Annotated in this window: 20 protein-coding genes and 1 pseudogene; 6 read left to right on the top strand and 15 right to left on the bottom strand. The window is 62.4% G+C overall.

Translation table 11 applies throughout. The features are described from left to right. Positions 1-32: 32 nt before the first annotated feature. From P0Y43_RS11780 to ppa, 4 genes are all read left to right on the top strand, one after another. Complete coding sequence (locus tag P0Y43_RS11780) at positions 33-491, top strand: GNAT family N-acetyltransferase (RefSeq protein WP_275637436.1); 459 nt, start codon at positions 33-35, stop codon at positions 489-491. A 318-nt stretch (positions 492-809) separates the two neighbouring features. Beyond that, entirely contained in the window at positions 810-1,460 is a 651-nt protein-coding gene (locus P0Y43_RS11775) for a DedA family protein (protein WP_275637435.1), read from the top strand. A gap of 7 nt (positions 1,461-1,467) precedes the next feature. Next, entirely contained in the window at positions 1,468-2,283 is an 816-nt protein-coding gene (locus P0Y43_RS11770) for a zinc-dependent peptidase (protein ID WP_275637434.1), read from the top strand. A 93-nt stretch (positions 2,284-2,376) separates the two neighbouring features. Continuing rightward, on the top strand, positions 2,377-2,904 hold the full coding sequence (gene ppa, locus P0Y43_RS11765; RefSeq protein WP_275637433.1) for an inorganic diphosphatase: 528 nt from the start codon (positions 2,377-2,379) through the stop codon (positions 2,902-2,904). A gap of 72 nt (positions 2,905-2,976) precedes the next feature. On the opposite strand, the gene P0Y43_RS11760 is transcribed toward ppa, so the two are convergent. The 8 genes from P0Y43_RS11760 to P0Y43_RS11725 form a co-directional block, all read right to left on the bottom strand. Continuing rightward, the gene (locus tag P0Y43_RS11760; protein ID WP_275637432.1) at positions 2,977-3,756 is read right to left on the bottom strand and encodes an energy-coupling factor ABC transporter ATP-binding protein; all 780 of its coding nucleotides are present in this window, start codon (positions 3,754-3,756) and stop codon (positions 2,977-2,979) included. Continuing rightward, on the bottom strand, positions 3,749-4,591 hold the full coding sequence (locus P0Y43_RS11755; RefSeq protein WP_275637431.1) for an energy-coupling factor ABC transporter ATP-binding protein: 843 nt from the start codon (positions 4,589-4,591) through the stop codon (positions 3,749-3,751). The genes P0Y43_RS11760 and P0Y43_RS11755 overlap by 8 nt, the downstream gene beginning before the upstream one ends. Beyond that, on the bottom strand, positions 4,582-5,346 hold the full coding sequence (locus P0Y43_RS11750) for an energy-coupling factor transporter transmembrane component T family protein (protein ID WP_275637430.1): 765 nt from the start codon (positions 5,344-5,346) through the stop codon (positions 4,582-4,584). The genes P0Y43_RS11755 and P0Y43_RS11750 overlap by 10 nt, the downstream gene beginning before the upstream one ends. Then, positions 5,343-5,924 carry a hypothetical protein gene (locus P0Y43_RS11745; protein ID WP_275637429.1) on the bottom strand — a complete coding sequence of 194 codons (582 nt, stop codon included), beginning with the start codon at positions 5,922-5,924 and terminating at the stop codon, positions 5,343-5,345. Before P0Y43_RS11745 ends, P0Y43_RS11750 begins: the two co-directional genes overlap by 4 nt. Continuing rightward, positions 5,921-6,373 carry a PPC domain-containing DNA-binding protein gene (locus tag P0Y43_RS11740; protein WP_275637428.1) on the bottom strand — a complete coding sequence of 151 codons (453 nt, stop codon included), beginning with the start codon at positions 6,371-6,373 and terminating at the stop codon, positions 5,921-5,923. Before P0Y43_RS11740 ends, P0Y43_RS11745 begins: the two co-directional genes overlap by 4 nt. Positions 6,374-6,382: 9 nt before the next feature. Continuing rightward, a complete protein-coding gene (locus tag P0Y43_RS11735; protein WP_275637427.1) occupies positions 6,383-9,133 on the bottom strand; it encodes a TonB-dependent receptor in 2,751 nt (916 codons plus the stop codon). A 97-nt stretch (positions 9,134-9,230) separates the two neighbouring features. Further along, a complete protein-coding gene (locus tag P0Y43_RS11730) occupies positions 9,231-10,205 on the bottom strand; it encodes a FecR family protein (RefSeq protein ID WP_275637426.1) in 975 nt (324 codons plus the stop codon). After that, positions 10,202-10,714, bottom strand: coding sequence for a sigma-70 family RNA polymerase sigma factor (locus P0Y43_RS11725; RefSeq protein ID WP_275637425.1), 513 nt, complete (start codon positions 10,712-10,714; stop codon positions 10,202-10,204). The genes P0Y43_RS11730 and P0Y43_RS11725 overlap by 4 nt, the downstream gene beginning before the upstream one ends. A gap of 333 nt (positions 10,715-11,047) precedes the next feature. On the opposite strand from P0Y43_RS11725, the gene P0Y43_RS11720 reads away from it, so the two are divergent. Next, complete coding sequence (locus P0Y43_RS11720; RefSeq protein WP_275637424.1) at positions 11,048-11,749, top strand: LexA family transcriptional regulator; 702 nt, start codon at positions 11,048-11,050, stop codon at positions 11,747-11,749. 325 nt (positions 11,750-12,074) lie between these two features. Here the strand turns inward: P0Y43_RS11720 and P0Y43_RS11715 are convergent, their stop codons facing one another. The 5 genes and pseudogenes from P0Y43_RS11715 to P0Y43_RS11695 form a co-directional block, all read right to left on the bottom strand. Then, the gene (locus P0Y43_RS11715; protein WP_275637423.1) at positions 12,075-13,034 is read right to left on the bottom strand and encodes a hypothetical protein; all 960 of its coding nucleotides are present in this window, start codon (positions 13,032-13,034) and stop codon (positions 12,075-12,077) included. Then, positions 13,031-14,149: a DUF3696 domain-containing protein gene (locus P0Y43_RS11710; protein ID WP_275637422.1), complete on the bottom strand. Its 1,119-nt coding sequence runs from the start codon at positions 14,147-14,149 to the stop codon at positions 13,031-13,033. Before P0Y43_RS11710 ends, P0Y43_RS11715 begins: the two co-directional genes overlap by 4 nt. Beyond that, entirely contained in the window at positions 14,146-15,645 is a 1,500-nt protein-coding gene (locus P0Y43_RS11705; RefSeq protein WP_275637421.1) for a DUF262 domain-containing protein, read from the bottom strand. Before P0Y43_RS11705 ends, P0Y43_RS11710 begins: the two co-directional genes overlap by 4 nt. Positions 15,646-16,529: 884 nt before the next feature. After that, positions 16,530-16,901: pseudogene (locus P0Y43_RS11700) on the bottom strand (transposase); the annotation flags it as partial. A gap of 19 nt (positions 16,902-16,920) precedes the next feature. Further along, positions 16,921-17,475 carry a cysteine hydrolase family protein gene (locus tag P0Y43_RS11695; RefSeq protein ID WP_275637530.1) on the bottom strand — a complete coding sequence of 185 codons (555 nt, stop codon included), beginning with the start codon at positions 17,473-17,475 and terminating at the stop codon, positions 16,921-16,923. A 99-nt stretch (positions 17,476-17,574) separates the two neighbouring features. Here P0Y43_RS11695 and P0Y43_RS11690 point away from each other — a divergent pair, with 99 nt between their 5' ends. Further along, positions 17,575-18,576 (top strand): GlxA family transcriptional regulator, encoded by a 1,002-nt coding sequence (locus P0Y43_RS11690; RefSeq protein WP_275637420.1) that lies wholly within the window; start codon positions 17,575-17,577, stop codon positions 18,574-18,576. A 41-nt stretch (positions 18,577-18,617) separates the two neighbouring features. On the opposite strand, the gene P0Y43_RS11685 is transcribed toward P0Y43_RS11690, so the two are convergent. Both P0Y43_RS11685 and P0Y43_RS11680 read right to left on the bottom strand, forming a co-directional pair. Continuing rightward, positions 18,618-19,727 (bottom strand): class II histone deacetylase, encoded by a 1,110-nt coding sequence (locus P0Y43_RS11685; RefSeq protein WP_275637419.1) that lies wholly within the window; start codon positions 19,725-19,727, stop codon positions 18,618-18,620. Further along, positions 19,727-20,908, bottom strand: a complete 1,182-nt coding sequence (locus P0Y43_RS11680) for an MFS transporter (protein WP_275637418.1) — start codon at positions 20,906-20,908, stop codon at positions 19,727-19,729. The genes P0Y43_RS11685 and P0Y43_RS11680 overlap by 1 nt, the downstream gene beginning before the upstream one ends. Positions 20,909-20,914 lie beyond the last annotated feature (6 nt).

Below are 20,914 nucleotides of genomic sequence, written 5' to 3'. Positions count from 1 at the left end.
CCGTATCCCAAAATGGACTCTGAGGCCCGCACATGCGCATCATCAAGGCAACCCTGGAACACCTCGACCTGCTCACGCCGCTGTTCGTCAAGTACCGTGAGTTCTACGGCCAACTGCCCTACCCGGACAGCTCCCGGTCCTTTCTGGAAAAGCGCCTCAAGCGCGGCGAGTCGGTGATCTACCTGGCCCTGCCCGATGATGGCGACGACCGGCTGATGGGTTTTTGCCAGCTCTACCCGAGCTTTTCCTCGCTGTCGCTCAAGCGCGTGTGGATTCTCAACGACATCTACGTGGCCGAAGACTCGCGGCGCATGCTGGTGGCCGACCACCTGATGCGCGAAGCGAAGAAAATGGCCAGGGACACCAACGCCGTGCGCATGCGGGTGTCCACCAGCAGCGACAACGAGGTGGCGAAGAAGACCTACGAATCCATGGGCTTTCGCAAGGACACCGAGTTCGACAACTACGTGCTGCCGATCAACGCCGACTGAGCCGCGCACGCATGCGCGTCAAGAGCGGCGCGATACCTGTGGGAGCTGGCGTGCCCCGCGATGGCGGCGGCAGCGCCAGGGGTGTTGCCTGGCCGGGCGCCATCGCGGGGCAAGCGCGCTCCTGCAGGGAGGTGGTGCAGCGTCTCGACCCCGTAACCCCCCGCTACAAACTCACCGGGCACTTTCACCACTTCGCCGTATAATGCCCCCTTCGTCATGTGTGAAAAGTTACCTATACCCCGGGGAACATGCCCACGCCATTGACGCTGTCCGTCATCGCGCGCCCGTGGAAGCGGGTCAAGAACTCAGGTGCTGTACATGGAATTCAACCCGCTGGACCTCATCCTGCATCTCGATGCCTACCTCGACCTGCTGGTGACCAACTACGGTCCCTGGATCTACGCCATCCTCTTCACCGTGATCTTCTGCGAAACCGGCCTGGTGGTGATGCCCTTCCTGCCCGGCGACTCGCTGCTGTTCATCGCCGGCGCCGTGGCCGCGGGCGGCGGCATGGACCCGGTGCTGCTGTCGGGCCTGCTGATGCTGGCGGCGATCCTGGGCGACAGCACCAACTACGTGATCGGCCGCACGGCCGGCGAGCGATTGTTCCAGAACCCCAATTCGAAGATCTTCCGCCGCGACTACCTGCAGCGCACCCATGACTTCTACGAACGCCACGGCGGCAAGACCGTGACCCTGGCGCGCTTCCTGCCGATCCTGCGCACCTTCGCGCCGTTCGTCGCCGGCATCGCCCACATGCACTACCCGCGCTTCCTGACCTTCAGCGTGGTCGGCTCGCTGCTGTGGGTCGGCGGCCTGGTGACCCTGGGCTACTTCTTCGGCAACGTGCCGTTCATCAAGCAGCACCTGTCGCTGATGGTCGTGGCCATCATCATCCTGTCGCTGGTGCCGATGATCCTCGGCTTGCTGCGTGGCCGCCTGGGCCGCCGCGCGGCCAAGGCGCACTGACCGCTCCATGTGGTCGTGGCGCGCCTGGCGGCGCAAGCGCACCCTGGCGCGCTACCCGGTCGACGCGCAGCTGTGGCAGGTGATCCGTGAGCGCCTGCCGCTGCTCGACGGTATCAGCGACGAGGAAGACCGCTGGCTGCGCGAGGCCAGCGTATTGTTCCTGGCCGACAAGCACCTGAGCACCCTGCCCGGCGTCGAGCTGGACGACGAACAACGCCTGTTCCTCGCCGCCCAGGCGCAACTGCCGCTGCTGCACCTGGGCGAGCTGAACTGGTACCAGGGCTTCCACGAGCTGATCCTCTACCCCGACGACTTCAAGAGCCCCCAGCGCCACCGCGACGCCAGCGGCGTGGAGCACATGTGGGACGCCGAGCACAGCGGCGAGGCGTGGCAGCAAGGCCCGGTGATCATGGCCTGGCCAGGGGTGCTGGCCAGCGGCGGCTGGGACGCCTACAACCTGGTGATCCACGAGCTGGCGCACAAGCTCGACATGCTCAACGGCGACGCCAACGGCCTGCCACCGCTGCACCAGGGCATGCCTGTGGGCGACTGGGCGCAGGCGATGCAGCAGGCCTACGACGACCTCAACCGCCAGCTCGACGCCAACCCCGACGCCGAGACCGCCATCGACCCCTACGCCGCCGAGAACCCAGCGGAATTCTTCGCCGTCACCAGCGAATATTTCTTCAGCGCCCCGGACCTTTTGCAGCAGGCCTACCCGCAGGTGTATCAGCAATTGTCACTGTTCTACCGCCAGGACCCACTGGCGCGCCTGACCCGCCTGCAGGCCGAGCACCCCGACTACCGTGAGAGCCACGCCTGACGCGCCCGCACATCCGGCCAGGCGTGGCATGCCCTGTCAGAATGTGCCTATAATCGCCGCCACTTTTTCGGCCATAGACGGGGACACTGCCCAATGAGCTACAGCAAGATTCTGCCTAAAGAAGACCCCAACGATATCTACGTTGCCATCGAGATCCCGGCCAACCACGCGCCGATCAAGTACGAGATCGACAAGGACAGCGATGCCCTGTTCGTCGACCGTTTCATGGCGACCCCGATGTTCTACCCGGCCAACTACGGCTTCATCCCGAACACCCTGGGCGACGACGGTGACCCGCTCGACGTGCTGGTCGTGACCCCCTACCCAGTGGCGCCAGGCTCGGTCATCCGCGCCCGCCCGGTCGGCGTGCTGAACATGACCGACGACGGCGGCGGCGACGCCAAGGTCCTGGCCGTGCCGCACGACAAGCTGACCCAGCTGTACGTCGACGTGAAGGAATACACCGACCTGCCCGCCCTGCTGATCCAGCAGATCGAGCACTTCTTCGAGAACTACAAGGATCTCGAGAAGGGCAAGTGGGTCAAGATCGAAGGCTGGAAAGGTGCTGACGCAGCCCGCGCCGAGATCACCAAGTCGATCGAGTCGTTCAAGAAGGACTGATCGAAGCCCCACGAAGAACCCTGCCTCGGCAGGGTTTTTTGTGGGCGTCTTGCAGGCGCCGCGCCGCCAGTCCTAACCGCTGACACACCGCCCTGCCAACAATCGCTCCAGGCGCAAGGTGGGTGGCATCGCAAGCCGCTGGCTCAAGGCCATGGCCAGCGGCAACTGCGCCCCTGCCGCGGCTACCTGCCCGGCATCGGCGAAGAACTGCGTAGCGGGCGCCCAAGTGGGGCCTGCCGCGCCCAGCGCCAGCACCTCGTCGGCGTGGCGGGCGACGAACTCCATGTCATGGCAGATCAGCACCTGCATCGCACCCCGCGCGCGCTCATCCTCGATCAGTTGCGACATCCGCGCCGTGGCCCGCGCGTCCAACCCCCGCTGGGGCTCGTCCAGCAGCAGCACGCGGGGTTGGCGGGCCAGCAGGCTGGCCATCGCCACCATGCGCCGGGCGGCGTGGTCGAGGTCGAGCGGGTGGGCCTCGCGCTGCGCCTGCAGGCCACTGCGCCGCAGCGCATCCTCCACGCGCGGCTCGACGGCATCACGGGGCAACCCGAAACCGACTTCACGGGCGACGCTGGCGTGGAAAATCTGCTGCTCCGGCACCTGGAACAACGTGCCGATGCGGTCGGCCAGCCGATCCGGCCGTTCGCCCGTGATGTCCTGGCCATCGAGCAGCACGCGGCCACGCGACGCGCTGCCCAGCCCATTCAACACCCGTACCAGCGTGCTCTTGCCGGCGCCGTTGCGGCCAATCAGCGCCAGCACGCGGCCCGGCCGCACAGTGAAACCCAGCCCTTCGAACAGGGGCGCCCGGCCGGGGTGGGCAAAATGCAGGTCATGGACTTCAAGCATGGCACGAGGCCTCCAGTTCAACGGCCAGCGCGTCGACCGACAATGGCAGCGTCGCCGCCGCATCGACCCGCTGCGCCTCGCGCAGCGCAAGGCCCGCTTCAGCGCAAGGGTTGCCACTGAGCACGCCGTGCCGATGCGCCGCGCGCAACCACGCGTCCACGTCGCTGAACAGCGCCAACCGCCCCTCGTGCAGCAAGGCGAAACGGGTGGCCAGTCGCAGCGCCAGTTCGACCGACACATCGAGCAGCAACAACGTGCTGTGCGCCTGCAATTGCCGCAGGCTGTGCACCAGCGCCTGACGGCTGGTCGGGTCGAGATTGCTGCCGGGCTCGTCGAGGATCAGCAGCGTCGGACGCATCGCCATGGCCGCCGCGATGCCCAGGCGCTGCAACTCGCCACCCGACAGTTCGAACGGATCGGCCTGCGCCAGGGCCTGCAACCCACAGGCGCGCAGGGCGTGCTCGGTGCGCTCGTGGACCTGGGCCTCGGGCAGCCCAAGGTTGCGCACGCCGAACGCGACCTCCTCGGCCACGCTCGCCGCCAGGCCAGTGATCTGCTGCTCCGGTAGCTGGCCGACGAACTGCACCCGGCGCGCGCTTTCCAGTGGCGCATAGGCCTCCCACGGCTGCCCGAACAGCCGTACCGAGCCGCTGCTGGCGATGCCCGGGCCAGGCCGCAGGCGGCCACTGAGCCAATGCCCCAGGGTGGTCTTGCCACTGGCGTTGGCGCCGATCACCGCGAGGTGCTCTCCCGGGGCGAGGCGCAGGTTCACGTCGCTGAGCACCGCGTGCCCGCGGTAGGCGAAGCTGAGGTGCTGGACATCGATCAGAGGCATGACTTGATCACCCCTTGCAGGCAGGCCACGGCCAGCACCAGCCGCCGACCGTTCAGCCACCGCTGTGCAGGCGCCGCCGCAGGCCGTGGCGCGGCATGTCGAAAACCGCGCGCCTCGAGCACGCGGGCACGTTCGCTGGTGTCGGACAGCGCCAGCGTCACCAACGGAACGAACAGGCTGGGCAGGCTCGTCAGCCGGCCCAGCCATGAATCCTGAATGTTCATCCCACGGGTCTGCTGGCTGTCGCGGATCGCCTGGCTGCGCCGGGAGAACTGTTCGAGCAGCAGCATCGGGCTGCTCAGCAGGTAGGACAGGCTCGCCGGCACCCCCATGGCCTCCAGGCTGCGCAACAGCGCCAAGGGCTGCGTGGTGGCGACGAACAACAACGAAGCGCTGACGAAGGCAATGAAGCGGCTGGCGATGACCAGGGCGTAGTCCAGCCCCACCGCGCTGTAGGGCACGGCCCAGCCGAACAGGCTCAGCCACTGGCGGTCGGCCTTTGGCAACAGGCAGGCATGCACCAGCGCCAGCGCCACGGCGAACGGCCCGGCCATGAGTAGCACGCGCAGGGCGACGAAGCGCCCAAGGCCGAAGGTGCACGCCCAGGCCACCAGCGCCAGCGCGCCGGCCAGCAGCAGCGGCCAGGGGTAGACGAACAGACAGCTCACCACCCACGCCAACAGGCACAACTTGAGGCCGGGCTCCAGGCGGTGCAGGGCGCTGTCCCCGGCACGGTACAGGGCATGTCGGCTCATGGCGCGCGCCTCTGGCTGTGACGCAGGAACGGGTACTGCACCTCGATGCGCAGCGGCAGGCGCTTGACCAGCAGCCACACCAGCAGCGCGGTGAGGGTCTTGTCCACCACGTTGGCACTGAAGATGGTCAAGCCCACCGAGGCGTAGAGCGATTTCCCCCCGTGCAGCAGCCAGGCCAGGAACAGGTCGGTGCCCGAGCCGGTGACCCCACCGAACAGGTAGATATTGATAGGCATCGCTACCAGCATCAGCGCACTGCTGATCAGCAGGCCGCTGAACAACGCCGCCCACCAGCGCGAGAAGCCGCCGAGCGCGGCCAGGCAGCCGGCGCTCAGGCCGATGACCAGCGACACCGGGATGAACACCGCGCTCATCGGGTTGACCATCACGCCCAGCAGCAGGTTGCTCGCCACCCCCGTCAGCGCGCCGGCGAGCGGGCCTTGCAGCACCGCCACCAGCAAGGTGCCGATGCAGTCCAGGTAAATGGGCAGGCGGAACCACTTGGCGATCAGCGCCGCCACGATATTGATGGTTACCGCCACGGCCATGAGCGTCAGGGTCTGGGTGCTGAACCTCATTCGTCCTCCAGCGGTGGCTGGCGGCGCTCGACGATCAGCTCCGGGTAACCGGACTGCGCGCAGGGCTCACGACGAAAATCCAGCTCCGGCAGTTCGGCGAGCACCACCTCGGCGGTGGTGAACACGCTCGAACCGGGCACCAGGTGGGCGCCGAGCGTCTTGCCCTGGCTGTCGGAGATGGCGATGTGGATATGCTCACCCTGGGCATCCAGCGTGCCCACCAGCGAAACGATCTCGAAGAACCCGGTGTGCTCGGTCCACACGCCGGTATGGGCGAAACGCAGGGTGGCCCGGGTCAGGCTGCCGACGCAGGTGACGATGGTGGCCGCGCGCAGGCCGGCGGCGCCCATGAAGCGACGCAGCTCCTCGAGCAGGTCGTCGCCGGGCTTGAAGCGCACGGCGTAGTAGCGGGCACTGCTGGCGATGGGTTGGTACTGGGGCGTGGTCATGGCGTTTCCTCAGAAGTCGTAGCTGGCGCGCACGTAGTAGAAGGCGCCGTTGAAGCCGTCCGGCGCCAGGCTGGTGTACTTGGAGACACCGCGCGAACGGTTGCCTGGCAGCAGCTTGTCGGGGTAGCTGTCGAAGAGGTTGTTCGCGCCGACGCTGAGGCTCAGCGCGTCGGTCAGGTGATGGGTGATGTCCAGGTTGGTGACCCACTGCGGGCTCATGCGCTGGTCCAGCGCCGGGTCGTTCGCGTGCGTATAGGTATAGCGGCCGTAGCGCACCTGGGACAGGTTCAGGTCCCAGTCCTGCCAGCGGTACAGCGCACCGAGCACCAGCTTGCTCTCGGGCGAGGCGTCCTCGATCAACCCCTGGATCTGCCGGCCGATCAGCACCAGGTTGCTACCGGCCAACGCACCGGGGTTGGGCGCGATGCCGGTGATGGTGGTCTTGCTGCGGCTGTAGCCCAGGCTCAACTCCAACTTGCCCGGCACGCTGAGCTCGGGACGGTAGTGGCCAACGACATCGACGCCGCGGGTCATGGTGTCCATGGCATTGGTGTAGAAGCGCGCCGAGCCGATGTCCGAATACCCGGCGCCGGCAAGCACGCCCTGGACGTAGGCGCCGGTGAGGTTCTGCGTCGGGGTGATGCGGTCGCGGATACCGATCTGGTAGGCGTCGATGGACAGGTCGGTGTTGGTGGTCGGGCGCAGCACCAGGCCGAGCGAGAGGCTGCGCGACTTCTCCGCCTTCAGGTCGCTGGCGCCCAGGGCCTTGGCGGCACCACTGGCGACCGGCAGCGTGCGCGACTGGAACACCTCGTTGCCGAAGAAGGTCAGCGACGTCGACGAGGTGTATTGCTGGCCAAGCGTAGGGGCACGGAAACCGGTGCTGGCCGTGGCGCGCACGGCGACCTGAGGGGTGAAGTCGTAGCGCGCCGAGAGCTTGCCGGTGGTGGCGTCACCGAAGTCGCTGTAGTGCTCCTGGCGCAGCGCGAGGCCGGCCTGGAACTGCTCGGTGAACTGGCTCTCGAGGTCGAAGTAGGCGTTGAACGAATGTCGCGAACTCGTGCTCGCGTCGGTGGGGGTCAGGCCGCTGTAGGCTTGCGCGCCAGCCGGGGCTGGGACAAGGGTGCCACTGCCGTCGAGAATCGGGTTGCCGATCACCGGTTGCCCGCCGTTGATCCACGACGCGGTGTCGCCAGCCTTGAGCGCGTAGCGGTCCTCGATGGCGCCGATACCGGTGGACAGCGTCACCGGGTTGCGCAACGCCGCGATGTTCAGGTCGCGGGTGTAGTCCAGGTTGAGCACGCTCTGGGCATTGATCCGCTCACCGTTGTAGAAGTGCGTCGGGCTGGCGGCGCCGAGGCTGGCGTTGACGGTATTGTCGATCCAGTCCCACTGGCGGTTCTGGCCGTAGGTGGCGGACAGGTCGAAACGCCCCTCCTCGCCCAGGTCGTACTTCAGGCCAACGGTGCCTGCCACATCGTCCTGGCGCACCGTCAGTTCCGGCATGAAGCCATCCGGGTAGATCGAACGGACGGTGCCGTTGTCCTGCGGCCGGACGAACAGCAACTTCACCTCGTTGAAGGTGCGGCCGAAGGTGCCGAAGGAATAGGCGCGCAGTTGCTCGCTCAGGCCGACCTCGCCATTGAAGGCCAGGTTGAACTTGCGCATGCCGCTGGCCCCCCAGGTCTTGTCGCGGTCGGCGGTGGCTTCGCGGGGGTCGCCACTGAAATAGAACTGGCGGTTATCGTCGTAGCCACGGTCGGTCGGGTTGTTGCGCGTGCCGTCGAAGCTGACGTTGAAGAAACCGTCCTCGCCCAGTTGCCACCCTTTCCAGCCATTGACCTCACGGCTCAGGCCATCGCCCTGGCGGTACTGGCCGACCTGGGTGGCGAAGTGGCCACCGCTGGCGTCCTTGCGCAGGACGATGTTGACCACCCCGGCGATGGCGTCCGAGCCGTACTGGGCGGAGGCGCCATCGCGCAACACTTCGATGTGGTCGACGGCACTGATCGGAAGGGTGCTGATGTCCACCGGTTGCGAACCGTAGCCCCAGTCCTCCTGCACCTTCACGTAGGCAGAGGCATGCCGGCGCTTGCCATTGACCAGCACCAGCGTCTGGTCCGGGGACAACCCACGCAGCGAAGCCGACTTGCCGTTCCAGGCGCTCAGCCCGGTGCCGCCGCTCTGCGGAAAGTTGAACGACGGCGTCAGGCGCTCCAGTGCCTGGTTGATCGTGGTGGCGCCGGTGCGCTCGAGTTGCTGGGCGTCGATGATGTCCACCGGCGCGCTGGAGCTCAGGGCGGTGACGTCGGAGCGGCGTGTGCCCAGCACCACCACCTGGTCCAGTTGCGGCGCCTGGGCGGCGCTGCGCGGTGGCGGCGCGGACGGCAGCGCGCGGGCGTCCTGGACCGCTGCCGGGAGGACGATCAGCGTGCCTTGGGCGTTGCGCGAGAAGGTCAGGTCGGTGCCGCGCAGGGCCTGGCTCATCGCCTCGTCAGCGGTGAAGTCACCGATCACCGCGCTCGAGCGCCGCCCCTGCAGCAAGCGCTGGTCGAACGAGATCGTCTCGCCGCTTTGCTGCGAGAGGTTCAGCAGGACCTGGTCCAGCGGGCCGGGGGCCAGTTCGAAGTGCAGGCGCGTACTCGCCGCGACCTCGCTGGCCGCCTGCGCCGCCAGGTTCGGCGCCAGGCTGCCGAACCCGGCCAGGGACAGGGTCAGGGCCAGGCGGCCGAGGGGAAATCGGGAATGCGGGAAAGCCATCGGTGTTCACTCGTGAGCGGGAGGGTTACCGGTGATGAGCGATGGCAGGGGGCGAAATTAAATGCGCCGGGTGGAACGTTTTCTTCTATCGATATGCCTAGCCAGCGTGTGGCCGGTCAGCCGCCTCGATGTTCACCCAGTAGTCGGTGTAGAAGTCCACGTTCAACCCGAGGCTGTCGCGCAGGGCCAACAGGGTCTTGCGTGTGTCGTCCAGCGAGTAGATGCCGCTGACGCGCAGCCGCGCCGCTTCCGGGCTCAGGCGAATGATGCCGCGGCGGTAGCTGCGCAGGGCATCGATCACTTGCCCCAGGGGCTCGTCATGCACCTTCACCAAGCCACGCACCCAGAGTTGCGCATCGGGGTTGGCAGCGTGCACCGCCAGTTGGCCGCGCCCATCGAACCAGGCGCCCTGCCCAGCCTTGAGCGCCCGCCGCTGGCCATCCTGGGTGATCAGCTCGGCGTTCGCCGAGAGCACCAGCACACGGGTCTGCTGGTCGTCCAGGCGCACCTGCAAGCGCGCGTCGAGGCTGCTGACCACCCCGGCCGGGGTCTGGATGCGCAACGGCCGCGGCTGTCCGCCCGCGATGCCGACCTGCAGCTCGCCCTCGCGCAGGGTGAGCTGGCGCTGGCCGCTGTCGAAGCTCGGAGTCACCCGGCTACGGGCATTGAGCAACAGCTCGCTGCCATCCGGCAGGCGCAGTTGCCGGCGCTGCGCGGTGCCCGTGGCCAGGTCGTCCAGGCCCAGCCAGTCGTCCGGCCGCAGGCGCGCCACCAGCAGCGCGGCGGCCGTGACGCCGAGCAGCCCGGCCCCCTTGCGGATGAACGCACGACGGCTGGCCGGCGGCGCCTCGAGGGTCTTGAGCAAATGCTCGTGGTCCAACCGCTGCAAGCCGGCGCCACGCAATTGCGACACCTGCCCGGTGACCGCCTGGATGCAGCGGGCATGGCGCGGGTCGCGCGCCTGCCATTGCTCGAACGCGCGCGCCTCCTGGGTACTGATATGCCCGGAGTCCAGCAGCGCCAGCCACTGTGCGGCCTCGTCGAAAATCCGTTGTTCGGCGTTGTCGCTCATAGTGGTTGCAACACCTGCAGGCAGTGACGATAGGCCTGGGCGACGTACTGGTGCACACGCGGGGCGGAGATCCCCAGGCGCTCGCCGATCTGCTCGAAGGTCAGGTTGCCGAACTGGCGCAGGATGAACGCCGCCTTGCCCTGCCCGGGCAGGCTGTCGAGCATGCGGTCCAGCGAAACCAGGGCCTCGACCATGATCAGGTGCTCCTCGGGTGAGGGGTGCAACGCCTCGGGCACGTCGGCCAGCGACTGCAGATAGGCGCTTTCCAGGTCACGCCGGCGCCAGGTGTCATAGATCAGGTGCCGGGCGATGGTCGAGAGAAAGGCGCGCGGTTCGCGCAGCGAAGCAGGGTCGGGCAGGGTAAGGACCCGCAGGAAGGTTTCCGCGGCGATGTCTTCGGCGTTCGCCGGGCAACCCACCTGGCGACGCACCCTTGAACACAGCCAGTTGTAGTTGGATGCGAACAGCTGGCTGACGAAATGTCGGCTGAATCCAGGCTCGTTGCTCATGATCGGGCAGCACCGCACGTCGAGCGTCCGGCCGCTTTTGCAGAGGTCGCCGAGAAGCTGTCTTTATCGAGAAGAGAGGAAGTCGCCTGGCTGGTGGCAGTGGCACGGCCCGGCGTGCCAGCGAGTATGTCAAAAAGTTACTCTGACAAAAAAGAATAAAAAATAACTAGATTATTCCTTTGTGAAACACCCCGCTCCAGAATGGTCCCTTAGCAAAATAGAAAAATCCTACAACTTCCTTCACCAAAGCCCTGCACAGCAAGCAATTTCCCACGCATTCCATCAACCACGGGTTCATTTCCCTACGCTTGGCAGGCCTTTAGACTCACCGCCATGAACACGTCCGGTGACCGCCTGAAAGCCCTCCTGCAGGAGTGCGCCCTGACCCCTTCCGATTTTGCCGCCCAGCGCAACGTCACGCCCCAGCATGTGAACAACTGGTTCAAGCGCGGCGTGCCCCTGGCGCGCCTCGACGAGATCGCCGACCTGTTCTGCGTGCATCGCCGCTGGTTGCGCTCAGGCGAAGGCCCCAAGCACCCCAGCCCGATCATGCGCCCCTGCATGCCAAACCCGGCCCCGACGCCCACGACGCCAGACACGCCCGAACATGACTGGCGCCAGGTGCGCATCCTCTACCATGCCGTGCGCGAAGGCCGCCTGGCCCCGCTCCCGCGTCGCTACCTGCGCCTGTCGGCAAAGGCCCTGGCGACGCTGGGCGTTTCGCCACGCAACGCCGTTTGCCTGGAGATGCCCGGCAGCAACATGGCGCCGCTGATCCCCATGGACGCCACCCTGGCCATCGACCGCAGCCTGACCCAGGTCATCGATGGCCAGACCTACGCCCTGCTGCATGACGGTCGACTGCGCGTGCACAGCCTGAGCCTGGGGCAGAACGACACCTTGTGCCTGCACAGCCACGACCGACGCAACTACGCGGTCGAACGCTACACCGCCGCCCAACGCCAGGCCCAGGGCATGCAGATTCTCGGTTGGGTGTTCTGGTGGTCGTGGTTCAGCCAGCAGCGCCCCGGCTGACACATCAGTTGCCAATTTTCGCTGGGCAACCTGCACGGCCCCTAGTATGCTACGCGGCACCTTTTGCCCTGGTCCGGCTCAGCCGCGTTCCAGAGCACCTGGCGATGCCACACTCGGTCATCCGCCATCTTCTTTCAGGCCTTCGTGGCCAACCTGTTAAGGCGGTTGCGGCTTATCAAAAATTAGCCAAGACCGTCCCCGAAAGCCGGCCACAAGCCGGCTTTTTAATGCCCTAATATCTATAAAATAACGTTTTTTCCCTTAAAAAAATATGAGCCCATACCTGAGCCCATACTTCATACCCTGTCTTTTGCCCGCTTGCAGTCTACGTCAGTCGTCCATCATTCTTCAGGCCCACATACCCAACCTGCCCTCGATTCGTCGCAGTGTCGCCATCGAAGAAAATTCGCCCGCCATTTGGTGTAAACCGCACATGCCAAGAAAATAGATGCTGCGTCCCATCCGGAAGGGTGGCTGTGTGATCCGCTGCTTCGTCAGCTAAAGTTTTTTGGGTTTCGGGCGTACATTTAGACGGAACAAAATCCGGGCCAATAGAGCTTCCATTCCAAGTAGAGAACGCTGTGTCCAACTCTATTAAGCGGAGCACAATGTTTCTGAGATGCGGTGAGCCTACTCCAAATGCTTTCACTTGCCTTTCCGTCTGATGGCACCAATCAAGATTCGGAAACAAAGTGGAACGCCTCTCCCACAGGTCCTGTCCATCGCGAATCGAAGTTCGCACCCGCTCAGCTATCCAGGCAGCATGCTCTGCGACGTGTTCCGGCATCGCAATATGACGCACTGTGCTATGGCGGTTAGTTAGGTTGCCGTCAGCATCGAGCGCCATGATTTCGACGTCGAGCAGATGACCCTGCCATTGATCACCCGAACTCAGACTAGCCGTGAGTTCTTCTGTCGCCCATGCCGCCCGACAACCCTCAGCTGCATTGCCAGATATCGTACATTCTGTGCATCCAAACCGATCAATTGCGTCGTCATTGTCCCTAGCGGATTGCAAAAGTGGGGCAGAAGTTTCCATACGGAGGAAGATCACACGACGAATTTGATCAGTCTGGGCAAGCCAATTACTAACGTAATAGTTCGGGGCAATTTCAATACTTGCCATTGGAACGCATGTACGCAACTGAATCGGGGGCAGGCGTTCAGCGTGTCTCTTTAATGATGAAAGCGTATCGATCAACGCATTCATTCGCGCATTCGCCGCACTGGATTCCTCTGCGAGGGGGTGTTCAGAGAGTTCATTCCAGAAGACAAATGGATTCATTTACTTCTGGGCTCCAATAGGCGCGAAAGCGAGGTTTCAATTTCATCAAAAAAGCCCGATGGCCATGGGGTCAGCCGACCATCTTCGTCGAGAACTGGAGTCAGAAAATCAGCACGCGGGCCGGTAAGCGAATCTCGTCGTTCAAAGAAGTGAACCTTCATCTCTGAGGGCGAAAGGCCCCCCGCATGGACGGCCAACCGAAGACCATTCAGAATATGGTCGCTGTGAGTCTCTACAATTACTTGCACTCCGGCAGCAGCTGCGCCAGCTAGCAACTCTCCGATTCTGACTTGGCCTCGGGGATGCAAGTGAGCTTCGGGATTTTCAATGATTAGCAACCCTCCTGGCTTAGCTGCTAGCGTGGCGACTAAGATTGGCAACGTATAACTAAGACCAAACCCTACGTTCGTAGCTCGGTACTCGTTTGTTCCTCCGGCCCCACCCTCAAACGAATATCGAATCTGTACTGCATCCAAACCACGATGATCGTTAAGGTGAAGCCGAGTACCTGGCGTAACCTCACCTAGCCATGCCTCAACCTGACTTTCAAGGGAGTCGGACAACCCATCAGGATGAGCCAACTCGGAGCACCCTATAGGGTCACGTCCGTGGACAGCTAGAAAATGACCTACGAGCTCACCGCGCGAACCAACCTCTCGTCGATCCCGCACCCGGTAATCGGAAACCTCGCCAGACACACGAGGGCCCATACGCTCTGCAGACAGGTAAAAGACCTCACCCAAAAAAGGAGGCCGAGCAGGCACCTGATTAGTAGTTTCATCCATGGTACCCAGAACGTCGGCGAGCCTGTCGTATGCAAAGCTCCAAGTAGCGCATTCGCCGTCAATCCAATTAATACCAAGGCGAAGCTCATCGTCTTCTGCCTGCTCACAAAACGCATCAGCACCAGTGCCAAGTGTAACGAGATCACCATTGATAGCGAGCCGTCCATTGGCAAGCAGCCCCTGGTCGTGGGATTGTCGAAGAACGAGAAGCGATTGAAGCACGCTGGATTTTCCAGCACCGTTTAATCCACTTACAAGAGTTAATGCACCTAGAGGGAGAGTCGCGTCCGTCCAGCACTTGAAGTTGTGCAGCTGTATTGAGGAGATCATGATGCAACTTCCCTTAAGAGCCCATCGATTTCAGCAAATCTCAGGCGGACTTTTCTTTGGTCACCTGTACCTTGTGAGAGAGCCTCCTGTAATTCTCGACTCCCATGGAAAATCTTTGAATATCCGTCGATAACCGTTGCCTTACGCTTCACTAAGCGCTTGAGCTCAGCATCCGAGCGACCATCGAAACCAACAGTCCAAGCTTCAAATAAAGCCTTGTTCACTGGAGAGCGTCGATTGTTTTGCGTAGGCTTCCGATATGCTTCGTCCTCAAGGACGCTGTACGCAGCCAAGTTAGCTCGTTCAAATCGTAAAGATAGAGCTTTCCGCTCAACCTCAGACATTTCATTAATCTTTCGCATGGCCTGCTGAAGAAAACCGTCTAAATCGGCGTCCACCGGGTATTCGTCCGGCGGGGTCAAGCAAAATGCACAGAAACGTAGGGCACACTCTCGATCAGTCATACGATCGTCACTGAACCTGCCTTGAGTTGCTTGCTGGAAGGAGGGCAACTGAACCAGCTTCTTAAGATAATTTCGGACCGGGCCAGGAGTCATCGCGTGCCTAATTTCTTGTAAGGTCAATGGAGACCCGCCAGTATTCAGGCGCTTGAAAATATTGAGCTTAGCTTCTTCAGGTGTACCCTTATCGATGAGGTGCACTGTCAGCATAGTTTCTTCAATACGACGCTGGAACGGCCTAGGTAAATCATCGAAGCTCTTACCTTCGAGATCCGTAAGGTATTCCAAATCTTGAAGAATAAGCCTTTTACCAGAGCCCTTCTCTAAAACAAACCGCCGCAGAGCATTGAGCCGCTGTATCCCATCAATTACCAGCAGGCGATCTTCATCTGCACCATCGACGTAAAATGCGGGAAGAGGAATTCTAATTAACAGTGATTCTATTAGCCTGCTTTGCGCTCGATCCTTCCAGACCCCAGTTGCTCGTTGAAAATCAGGAGCCAGATCTATTTCATTTGCATTAATGCGTTTCAGGACGAGATCAACCGTTGGCGTCCACATCTTGACACGGATCTTATTCGGATCGAACGGGCGTATAATTGCACCACTCGAGGTCGTTTCCGCCTCAACCCCGACGCTCTCCCCGCTATCCACGTCGTCGAAAATTATTTCTTCATCAAGTTTTTCCGAGACACCATTATCAGGCCAGCAGTCTTTGAAAACATTTCGTAATAGCATCCTTACTGGAGCATCTTCCAGCCGCTTAGAAACTGCCCGAGGGGTTGCTCCAGTGATCTGGGCCAGGTCACGATCCAAACCATGTTTTTTCGCAAATGCTACTGTCCAGCGCCCGAGTTGCGACTCTGTTGGCCAGACATCACTAAACGCATTGCGTAACAACGTCAAGCCGTTTGCCGAACCAAGTCGATCGCTGACGATTTCTTCGGATAAGCCGGTAAGCTTTGACAACGACGAAATAACCGATGGTTCATCGCGCGCCTGAGCGACACGGCTCATTCCAAGAGACTTTGACATGGGGCCCTCAGTAATACGTTTTGTGGGGTTACCAAACGGGGCGACAGGCTCAGGTTTGGAGGAGTATTCGGACTCTACCATCAGAAGCCAGCAGATGCTGAGCCCAGCTTAGATTCTACGCGCAGACGCCTACTCGGCTTCTTCAGAGCTCGAGACAGAGCATAGCCCTGAAAGCATAACAAAACAGCCATGCAAGTCATCCCGGCTAGGCTATCCACAGGCGAGAAGCCAAGCAGCGATCTCCTCATAGAAAGCTTTCGCCTCCTGTGTCAATTTTTGAGAGGAGTAGTCCGGACTGCCTTTTCGGCCTCGCTCAGCCTCGAGCCTACAAGCGGTGATGCCACATTCCTTAATACAGTACACAGCCCACAAGTGAGCGCTTCGAGGCCTTTCTATGTACACGGCAAGATTCGAGTAGCGTTGCCTGTAATCCATCGCCAACGCTTTCCTGAGTGCCCCTGAGACCTCATCTACCCTGGCCCCCGGGAGACATAGTGCACCATGGATGTGGAGCGGATGGTTCTCAGTGTTGCCGGTATGATTGAACTCTAAATTGAAGGCAAGCTCAGCCTCGATGCCCAGTTTTGCCAAGGTCCGCTTGATCACCTCGGCAAGATGATTTGCTGGACCTCGTGGCGCCCTCAGCGATGCCTCAGCAGAATCGTGATCTAGCCGGATTGTGATCGTTTTTGCGTCAAACTTCGTACACAGCAGATAGCGACGGAAGTACTGCTTCATTTGGGGACTGACAAATTTAGCCCAACCTAGGGAAACTCCGAACAAGTTGTCCATCAGCCGGAAATAGGCGGCTTGGGGATGCCGAAACGCCCGATTTTCAGCCGCTGATTATTGGATAACCAAGGCAACGCCTTGGTTATCTGCTCTCACGGGCGCACCTCTCCCGCAACAGCCAATAAATGGCGGCGCACCATCCACAGATTCGACAGCGCAAACAGCGTGCTCAGCTGTGCCGTGTTCTTGGCCAAGCCACGGAAGCGGGTTTTCACATAACCGAACTGACGCTTGATCACACGGAAGGGATGTTCGACTTTCGCCCGGGCCTGTGCCTTGACCTTCTCGATCTGACGTTTGGCTTTGTAGAGCACACTGCGTTTGCTCAGGTGCTTGTAGGTACTGCGGCGGGCTGCGATCTGCCAGATCACTTGCCGTCCCGCATGCTCTGGCCTTTTCTCCAGGCCGGTGTAGCCCGCATCGGCGCATACGATGTTTTCATTGCCATGCAACAACATGGCCACTTATCGCGCGACACACCTGTCAGCGATAGGTCGCCAAGTAATTATCCGTGGACACAACCTCGGCATACCCAAATGCCAGCCCCGCCATGAATGCACCTTGCACTTCAGCCGCCGAAATCTTCGCGCCATTGAACATTTGATCATGCGTGGCGCACGCATCGTGCAGCACGGTGATCTTATAGCCAAGGTCCGCACCGGCTCGCACAATGGCATCGACACAAACATGGCTCATGTTGCCGACCACCAGTAACTGCTCAATGCCCAACTCATCCAGCAGGGCCTCCAACCGCGTGTCCTTGAAGGCATTGACCTGCTGCTTGACGATCACCGGCTCATCGCCCTGCTCCGCCAGGCCCGGGTAGACGCGCGCGCCCTCGGAGCCCGCGGCCAGGAACGGTGCTTGCTCGTCAGCGAACTCATGCCGCACATGAATCACCGCCTGCCCTGTCGCCCTTGCGTGCTCCAGCGCTCGCACCGCATTATCGGCAGCACTCTGGATCCCTTCCAACAACCATTTGCCACCCGGAAAATAATCGTTCTGGAAGTCGACAATAATCAGCGCCTGCGTTGCCATGGTCATCCCTCACTCAATAAACAATGAGTGCAAAGCGTAAACACGCCAACTCGCAGTTAACACGGTATATAACGACATTTACACAAGGAATACTGACACATGCCCATCGACCGCACGATGAAGGATATTGGCTTGCTGCTTTATCCTGGCGCTCAGTTGGCGGCGGTGCACGGCTTGACCGATCTCTTTCATGTCGCCAACCGTATTGCACTGGAACAACTGGGCGCGAAGCAACCGCCGATCAGGGTGCGCCATTGGCGTTTGGCGGATGATTTGAAACGCATGGAGTGCGACTTCGATACCCACCCCGGCCACGACGAAAACGCCACGATCCTCCTCGCGCCGCCCTGCCTGAACCAGCGCCCGGCCCCGGTGCAGATCGCCCCCTTGATCGACTGGCTACGGGAGCAGTACCAGCAGGGCGCAATCATCGGTTCCGTGTGCGCGGGGGCCTTCATTCTGGCGCACTCAGGACTGCTCGATGGCCGCCGTGCAACCACCCATTGGGCCCTGGCCCACGAACTCGCCAACGGTTTTCCGAAGGTACGGGTAGAAGCGGACAAACTGCTCATCGACGAAGGCGACATCATTACCGCTGGCGGGCTGACCGCCTGGATCGACCTGGGCCTTTCGATCGTCAACCGCCTGCTGGGCGCGACCATCGCCAGCCATACCGCACGCTTCCTGGTCGCTGACCCAGGTCGCCACTCACAACAGCACTTCATCACCTTCAAACCCAACTTCAGCCACGGTGATGAAGTGATATTGAAAGTGCAGCGCTGGCTGAGCAACCAATCGCTGGGCGGGATCACCTCCGCGCAGATGGCCACTTGTGCAGCCCTGGGCGAACGCACCTTCCTGCGCCGGTTCAGCGCCGCCACGGGCTACAAACCCAACGAATACCTCCAACGCATGCGCATCGAGAAGGCCCGTGAACTGCTCGAGCTTACCCAGCGCCCCATCGAGAGCGTGGCCGGAGAAGTGGGTTACCAGGATGCCGGCACCTTTCGCCAGATGTTCAAGAAGTTCACTGGCTTGATACCCCGCGAATACCGCAAGAAGTTCGCCTTGCACGAGTCGCCTCCGGCTTCGCGAACCTAGGGGGGCGGCATGCCCGGCCACCGCCAGGCACGCCCTGCGCATCAGGCCAAGCGCTGGGCCAGGCCCTCGACATAGCCCTCCAGGAACCGGCTATGTTCAGCACCCGGTTGCTGCATCTGGATAAGCTCGAGCATCGGGTCTTCCACCGACGTGCGTAGGCCCGCCAATTCCTCGATAGCGGCCAGGCCGCAGAACGGCACATAGGCTTCCGCGTACCCCCCCTCGTGCACCAGCACCAGGCGCCCGTTGCAATGGCGCTCGGCGGCCTCACGCACGATCGCGGTCATGGCGCGGAACGAATCGCTGTGCAACAGCATACGGGCCAACGGGTCCACCGCATTGGCGTCATAGCCGCAAGCGACCACGATCAACTCTGGCTGGAAACGCGCCAACGCCGGCACCACGATCTGTTGCATGGCCTGCAGATAGGCGTCATGGCCACTGCCCGCGAGCAAGGGGATATTCAGGTTGCAGCCCTGGCCTTCGCCACGCCCGCGGTCCTCGACACCGCTGTAGCCCGGTGGGTAGCAGTGCTCCTGGTGCAACGAAATGGTCAGCACATCGCTGCGGTTTTCGTAGATTGATTGCGTGCCATTGCCATGGTGGACGTCCCAGTCGATCACCGCGACCCGCTTGAGGCCATGGCGTGCCTTGGCCGCTTCGATGGCGATCGGGATGTTGGCCAGGAAGCAGAAGCCCATGGCCTGGTCGGCCAAGCAATGGTGCCCCGGTGGGCGGGACAGCGAGTAGGCGTTGTCGACCTCACCGCGCATCACCGCATCGACGGCTGCGATCGCCAGGCCAGCGGAGAGCTTGGCGATTTCATAAGAGCCTGGGCCGATCGGTGCCTGCGGGCCCAATTCGCCACCGCCGGCATCGCTGAGTGCCTTGAAGCGTGCCAGGTAGGCTGCTGGGTGGATACGCAGCAAGTCAGCTTCGCTGGCGGGCTCGGCGGTGCACTGTTTCAACGCGCGGCTGAGCCCCGACACCTCCAGCAGGCTCTTGAGCCGCCGCTTGGTTTCAGGGGACTCGGCGAAGCCGGTGGCCGCAGGCGGCTGTACCCAGCCACCGACCGGGAGCACCAGTGCATGCATGCCCGCGCTATGCCAGAAGCACAGTTCATCGGAGAAGAACGCTGTCCGTCGTGTCATCAGGAAACTCCTTTTGTGGTCAGAGAATGAATGACACCAGGCCGACGAAGCTGGCCAGGCATCAGTACAACGAGCGACAGCAGCAGGCAGCAGGCGCTGCCCAGCAGTACCGTCGACATGCCCAGGGGGCTTTCCAGTACGGGCCCGGCGATGACCGGGCCGAGGGCCAGGCCACCGCCAATGACCAGGTTGACGCTGTTCATCAGGCGCCCCTGGTGATCGCGGTCAGCGAGGCTGGCGAGCACGAACGGCAGCACGAAGGTCCAGCTGTACTTGAACAGCAACGCCGCTAACGCGAAGCGTGCGGCGTCAGGCGTTCCCAGCAGCAGGCACACGGCACCGACCATCAGCGCATAGCCGAGCAGCAACAGCACGGTACGTGGCCAGCGCGGGCCGATCAGCGTGGCAACGATGGAGCCGACGATCCCCAGCAGTGTGGCCACGGACAGAATGAGGCCGCTGCTAGCGGGGTCGATCTGAGCGGCGCCCGCGATGCTGCCGATGAAGGTCCAGACCGCGCTGAGCCCGATGTAGAACAGCAGCACCGCGAACAGACCGCACAACCCAGGCAACCAGCGGTGCGCCCCGGCGGCACGCGAGGCATTCCCCGGGGCGATAGGTGCCGAGGGTGGGAATGCACCCGCCAGGGGCAGGCACAGCAACATCAGCAATGCCAGGCTCAGGTACAGCGCCTTCAGCCCGATGCTGGCGAACAGCGGCGGCAACAGCCACAGGCCAAGCGCCCCGAGAATCAACTGGCCGCTGACCCACAACCCATAGACACGGTCAGGCTGTGCACTGCCCGCCGCGCTGGCAATGCAGATGACCATGAGGGTTCCACCCGCCAGTGCGCTGACTGCGCGCAGGGCCAGCAACGCACCGTAGTCATTGCTCCATGCCGAGGCCAGGTTGGCCAGGATGAACAGCAGCGCCGCACCACGGGCGACCTGTCGCCAGTCCCAGCGCACCTGCCAGAAGTAGGCAGGCAGCGTGGCCAGGCTCATCGCGAAGAGCTCCACCGAGAACAGCTGGCCAATGCGTGCAGGGCCCAGGCCAAGCTGGGTTGCATATTGGGTCGCGACCACAGGGGCCGTCATCAGTACGCTTGGCACGATGGCCGCGAACAGGACGATGGCCAGCAAGCGCAAGGGCGCCAGCCCGATTGCAGAGAATAGAGACATGGACGG

It is taken from the genome of Pseudomonas entomophila, assembly GCF_029193575.1.
GTDB classification, from domain to species: domain Bacteria; phylum Pseudomonadota; class Gammaproteobacteria; order Pseudomonadales; family Pseudomonadaceae; genus Aquipseudomonas; species Aquipseudomonas entomophila_G.
Note: the sequence above shows the minus strand (reverse complement) of the source record. Positions and strands in the feature narration are given on the sequence as shown.

Coding starts and splice junctions, on each gene's coding strand:
- P0Y43_RS11760 (WP_275637432.1), bottom strand. CDS start 3,756: ATGCTTGAAGTCCATGACCTGCATTTTGCCCACCCCGGCCGGGCGCCC.
- P0Y43_RS11740 (WP_275637428.1), bottom strand. CDS start 6,373: ATGACCACGCCCCAGTACCAACCCATCGCCAGCAGTGCCCGCTACTAC.
- P0Y43_RS11710 (WP_275637422.1), bottom strand. CDS start 14,149: ATGATCTCCTCAATACAGCTGCACAACTTCAAGTGCTGGACGGACGCG.
- P0Y43_RS11705 (WP_275637421.1), bottom strand. CDS start 15,645: ATGTCAAAGTCTCTTGGAATGAGCCGTGTCGCTCAGGCGCGCGATGAA.
- P0Y43_RS11690 (WP_275637420.1), top strand. CDS start 17,575: ATGCCCATCGACCGCACGATGAAGGATATTGGCTTGCTGCTTTATCCT.
- P0Y43_RS11750 (WP_275637430.1), bottom strand. CDS start 5,346: ATGAGCCGACATGCCCTGTACCGTGCCGGGGACAGCGCCCTGCACCGC.
- P0Y43_RS11755 (WP_275637431.1), bottom strand. CDS start 4,591: ATGCCTCTGATCGATGTCCAGCACCTCAGCTTCGCCTACCGCGGGCAC.
- P0Y43_RS11730 (WP_275637426.1), bottom strand. CDS start 10,205: ATGAGCGACAACGCCGAACAACGGATTTTCGACGAGGCCGCACAGTGG.
- P0Y43_RS11680 (WP_275637418.1), bottom strand. CDS start 20,908: ATGTCTCTATTCTCTGCAATCGGGCTGGCGCCCTTGCGCTTGCTGGCC.
- P0Y43_RS11685 (WP_275637419.1), bottom strand. CDS start 19,727: ATGACACGACGGACAGCGTTCTTCTCCGATGAACTGTGCTTCTGGCAT.
- P0Y43_RS11735 (WP_275637427.1), bottom strand. CDS start 9,133: ATGGCTTTCCCGCATTCCCGATTTCCCCTCGGCCGCCTGGCCCTGACC.
- ppa (WP_275637433.1), top strand. CDS start 2,377: ATGAGCTACAGCAAGATTCTGCCTAAAGAAGACCCCAACGATATCTAC.
- P0Y43_RS11695 (WP_275637530.1), bottom strand. CDS start 17,475: ATGGCAACGCAGGCGCTGATTATTGTCGACTTCCAGAACGATTATTTT.
- P0Y43_RS11745 (WP_275637429.1), bottom strand. CDS start 5,924: ATGAGGTTCAGCACCCAGACCCTGACGCTCATGGCCGTGGCGGTAACC.
- P0Y43_RS11725 (WP_275637425.1), bottom strand. CDS start 10,714: ATGAGCAACGAGCCTGGATTCAGCCGACATTTCGTCAGCCAGCTGTTC.
- P0Y43_RS11720 (WP_275637424.1), top strand. CDS start 11,048: ATGAACACGTCCGGTGACCGCCTGAAAGCCCTCCTGCAGGAGTGCGCC.
- P0Y43_RS11715 (WP_275637423.1), bottom strand. CDS start 13,034: ATGAATCCATTTGTCTTCTGGAATGAACTCTCTGAACACCCCCTCGCA.
- P0Y43_RS11775 (WP_275637435.1), top strand. CDS start 810: ATGGAATTCAACCCGCTGGACCTCATCCTGCATCTCGATGCCTACCTC.
- P0Y43_RS11770 (WP_275637434.1), top strand. CDS start 1,468: ATGTGGTCGTGGCGCGCCTGGCGGCGCAAGCGCACCCTGGCGCGCTAC.
- P0Y43_RS11780 (WP_275637436.1), top strand. CDS start 33: ATGCGCATCATCAAGGCAACCCTGGAACACCTCGACCTGCTCACGCCG.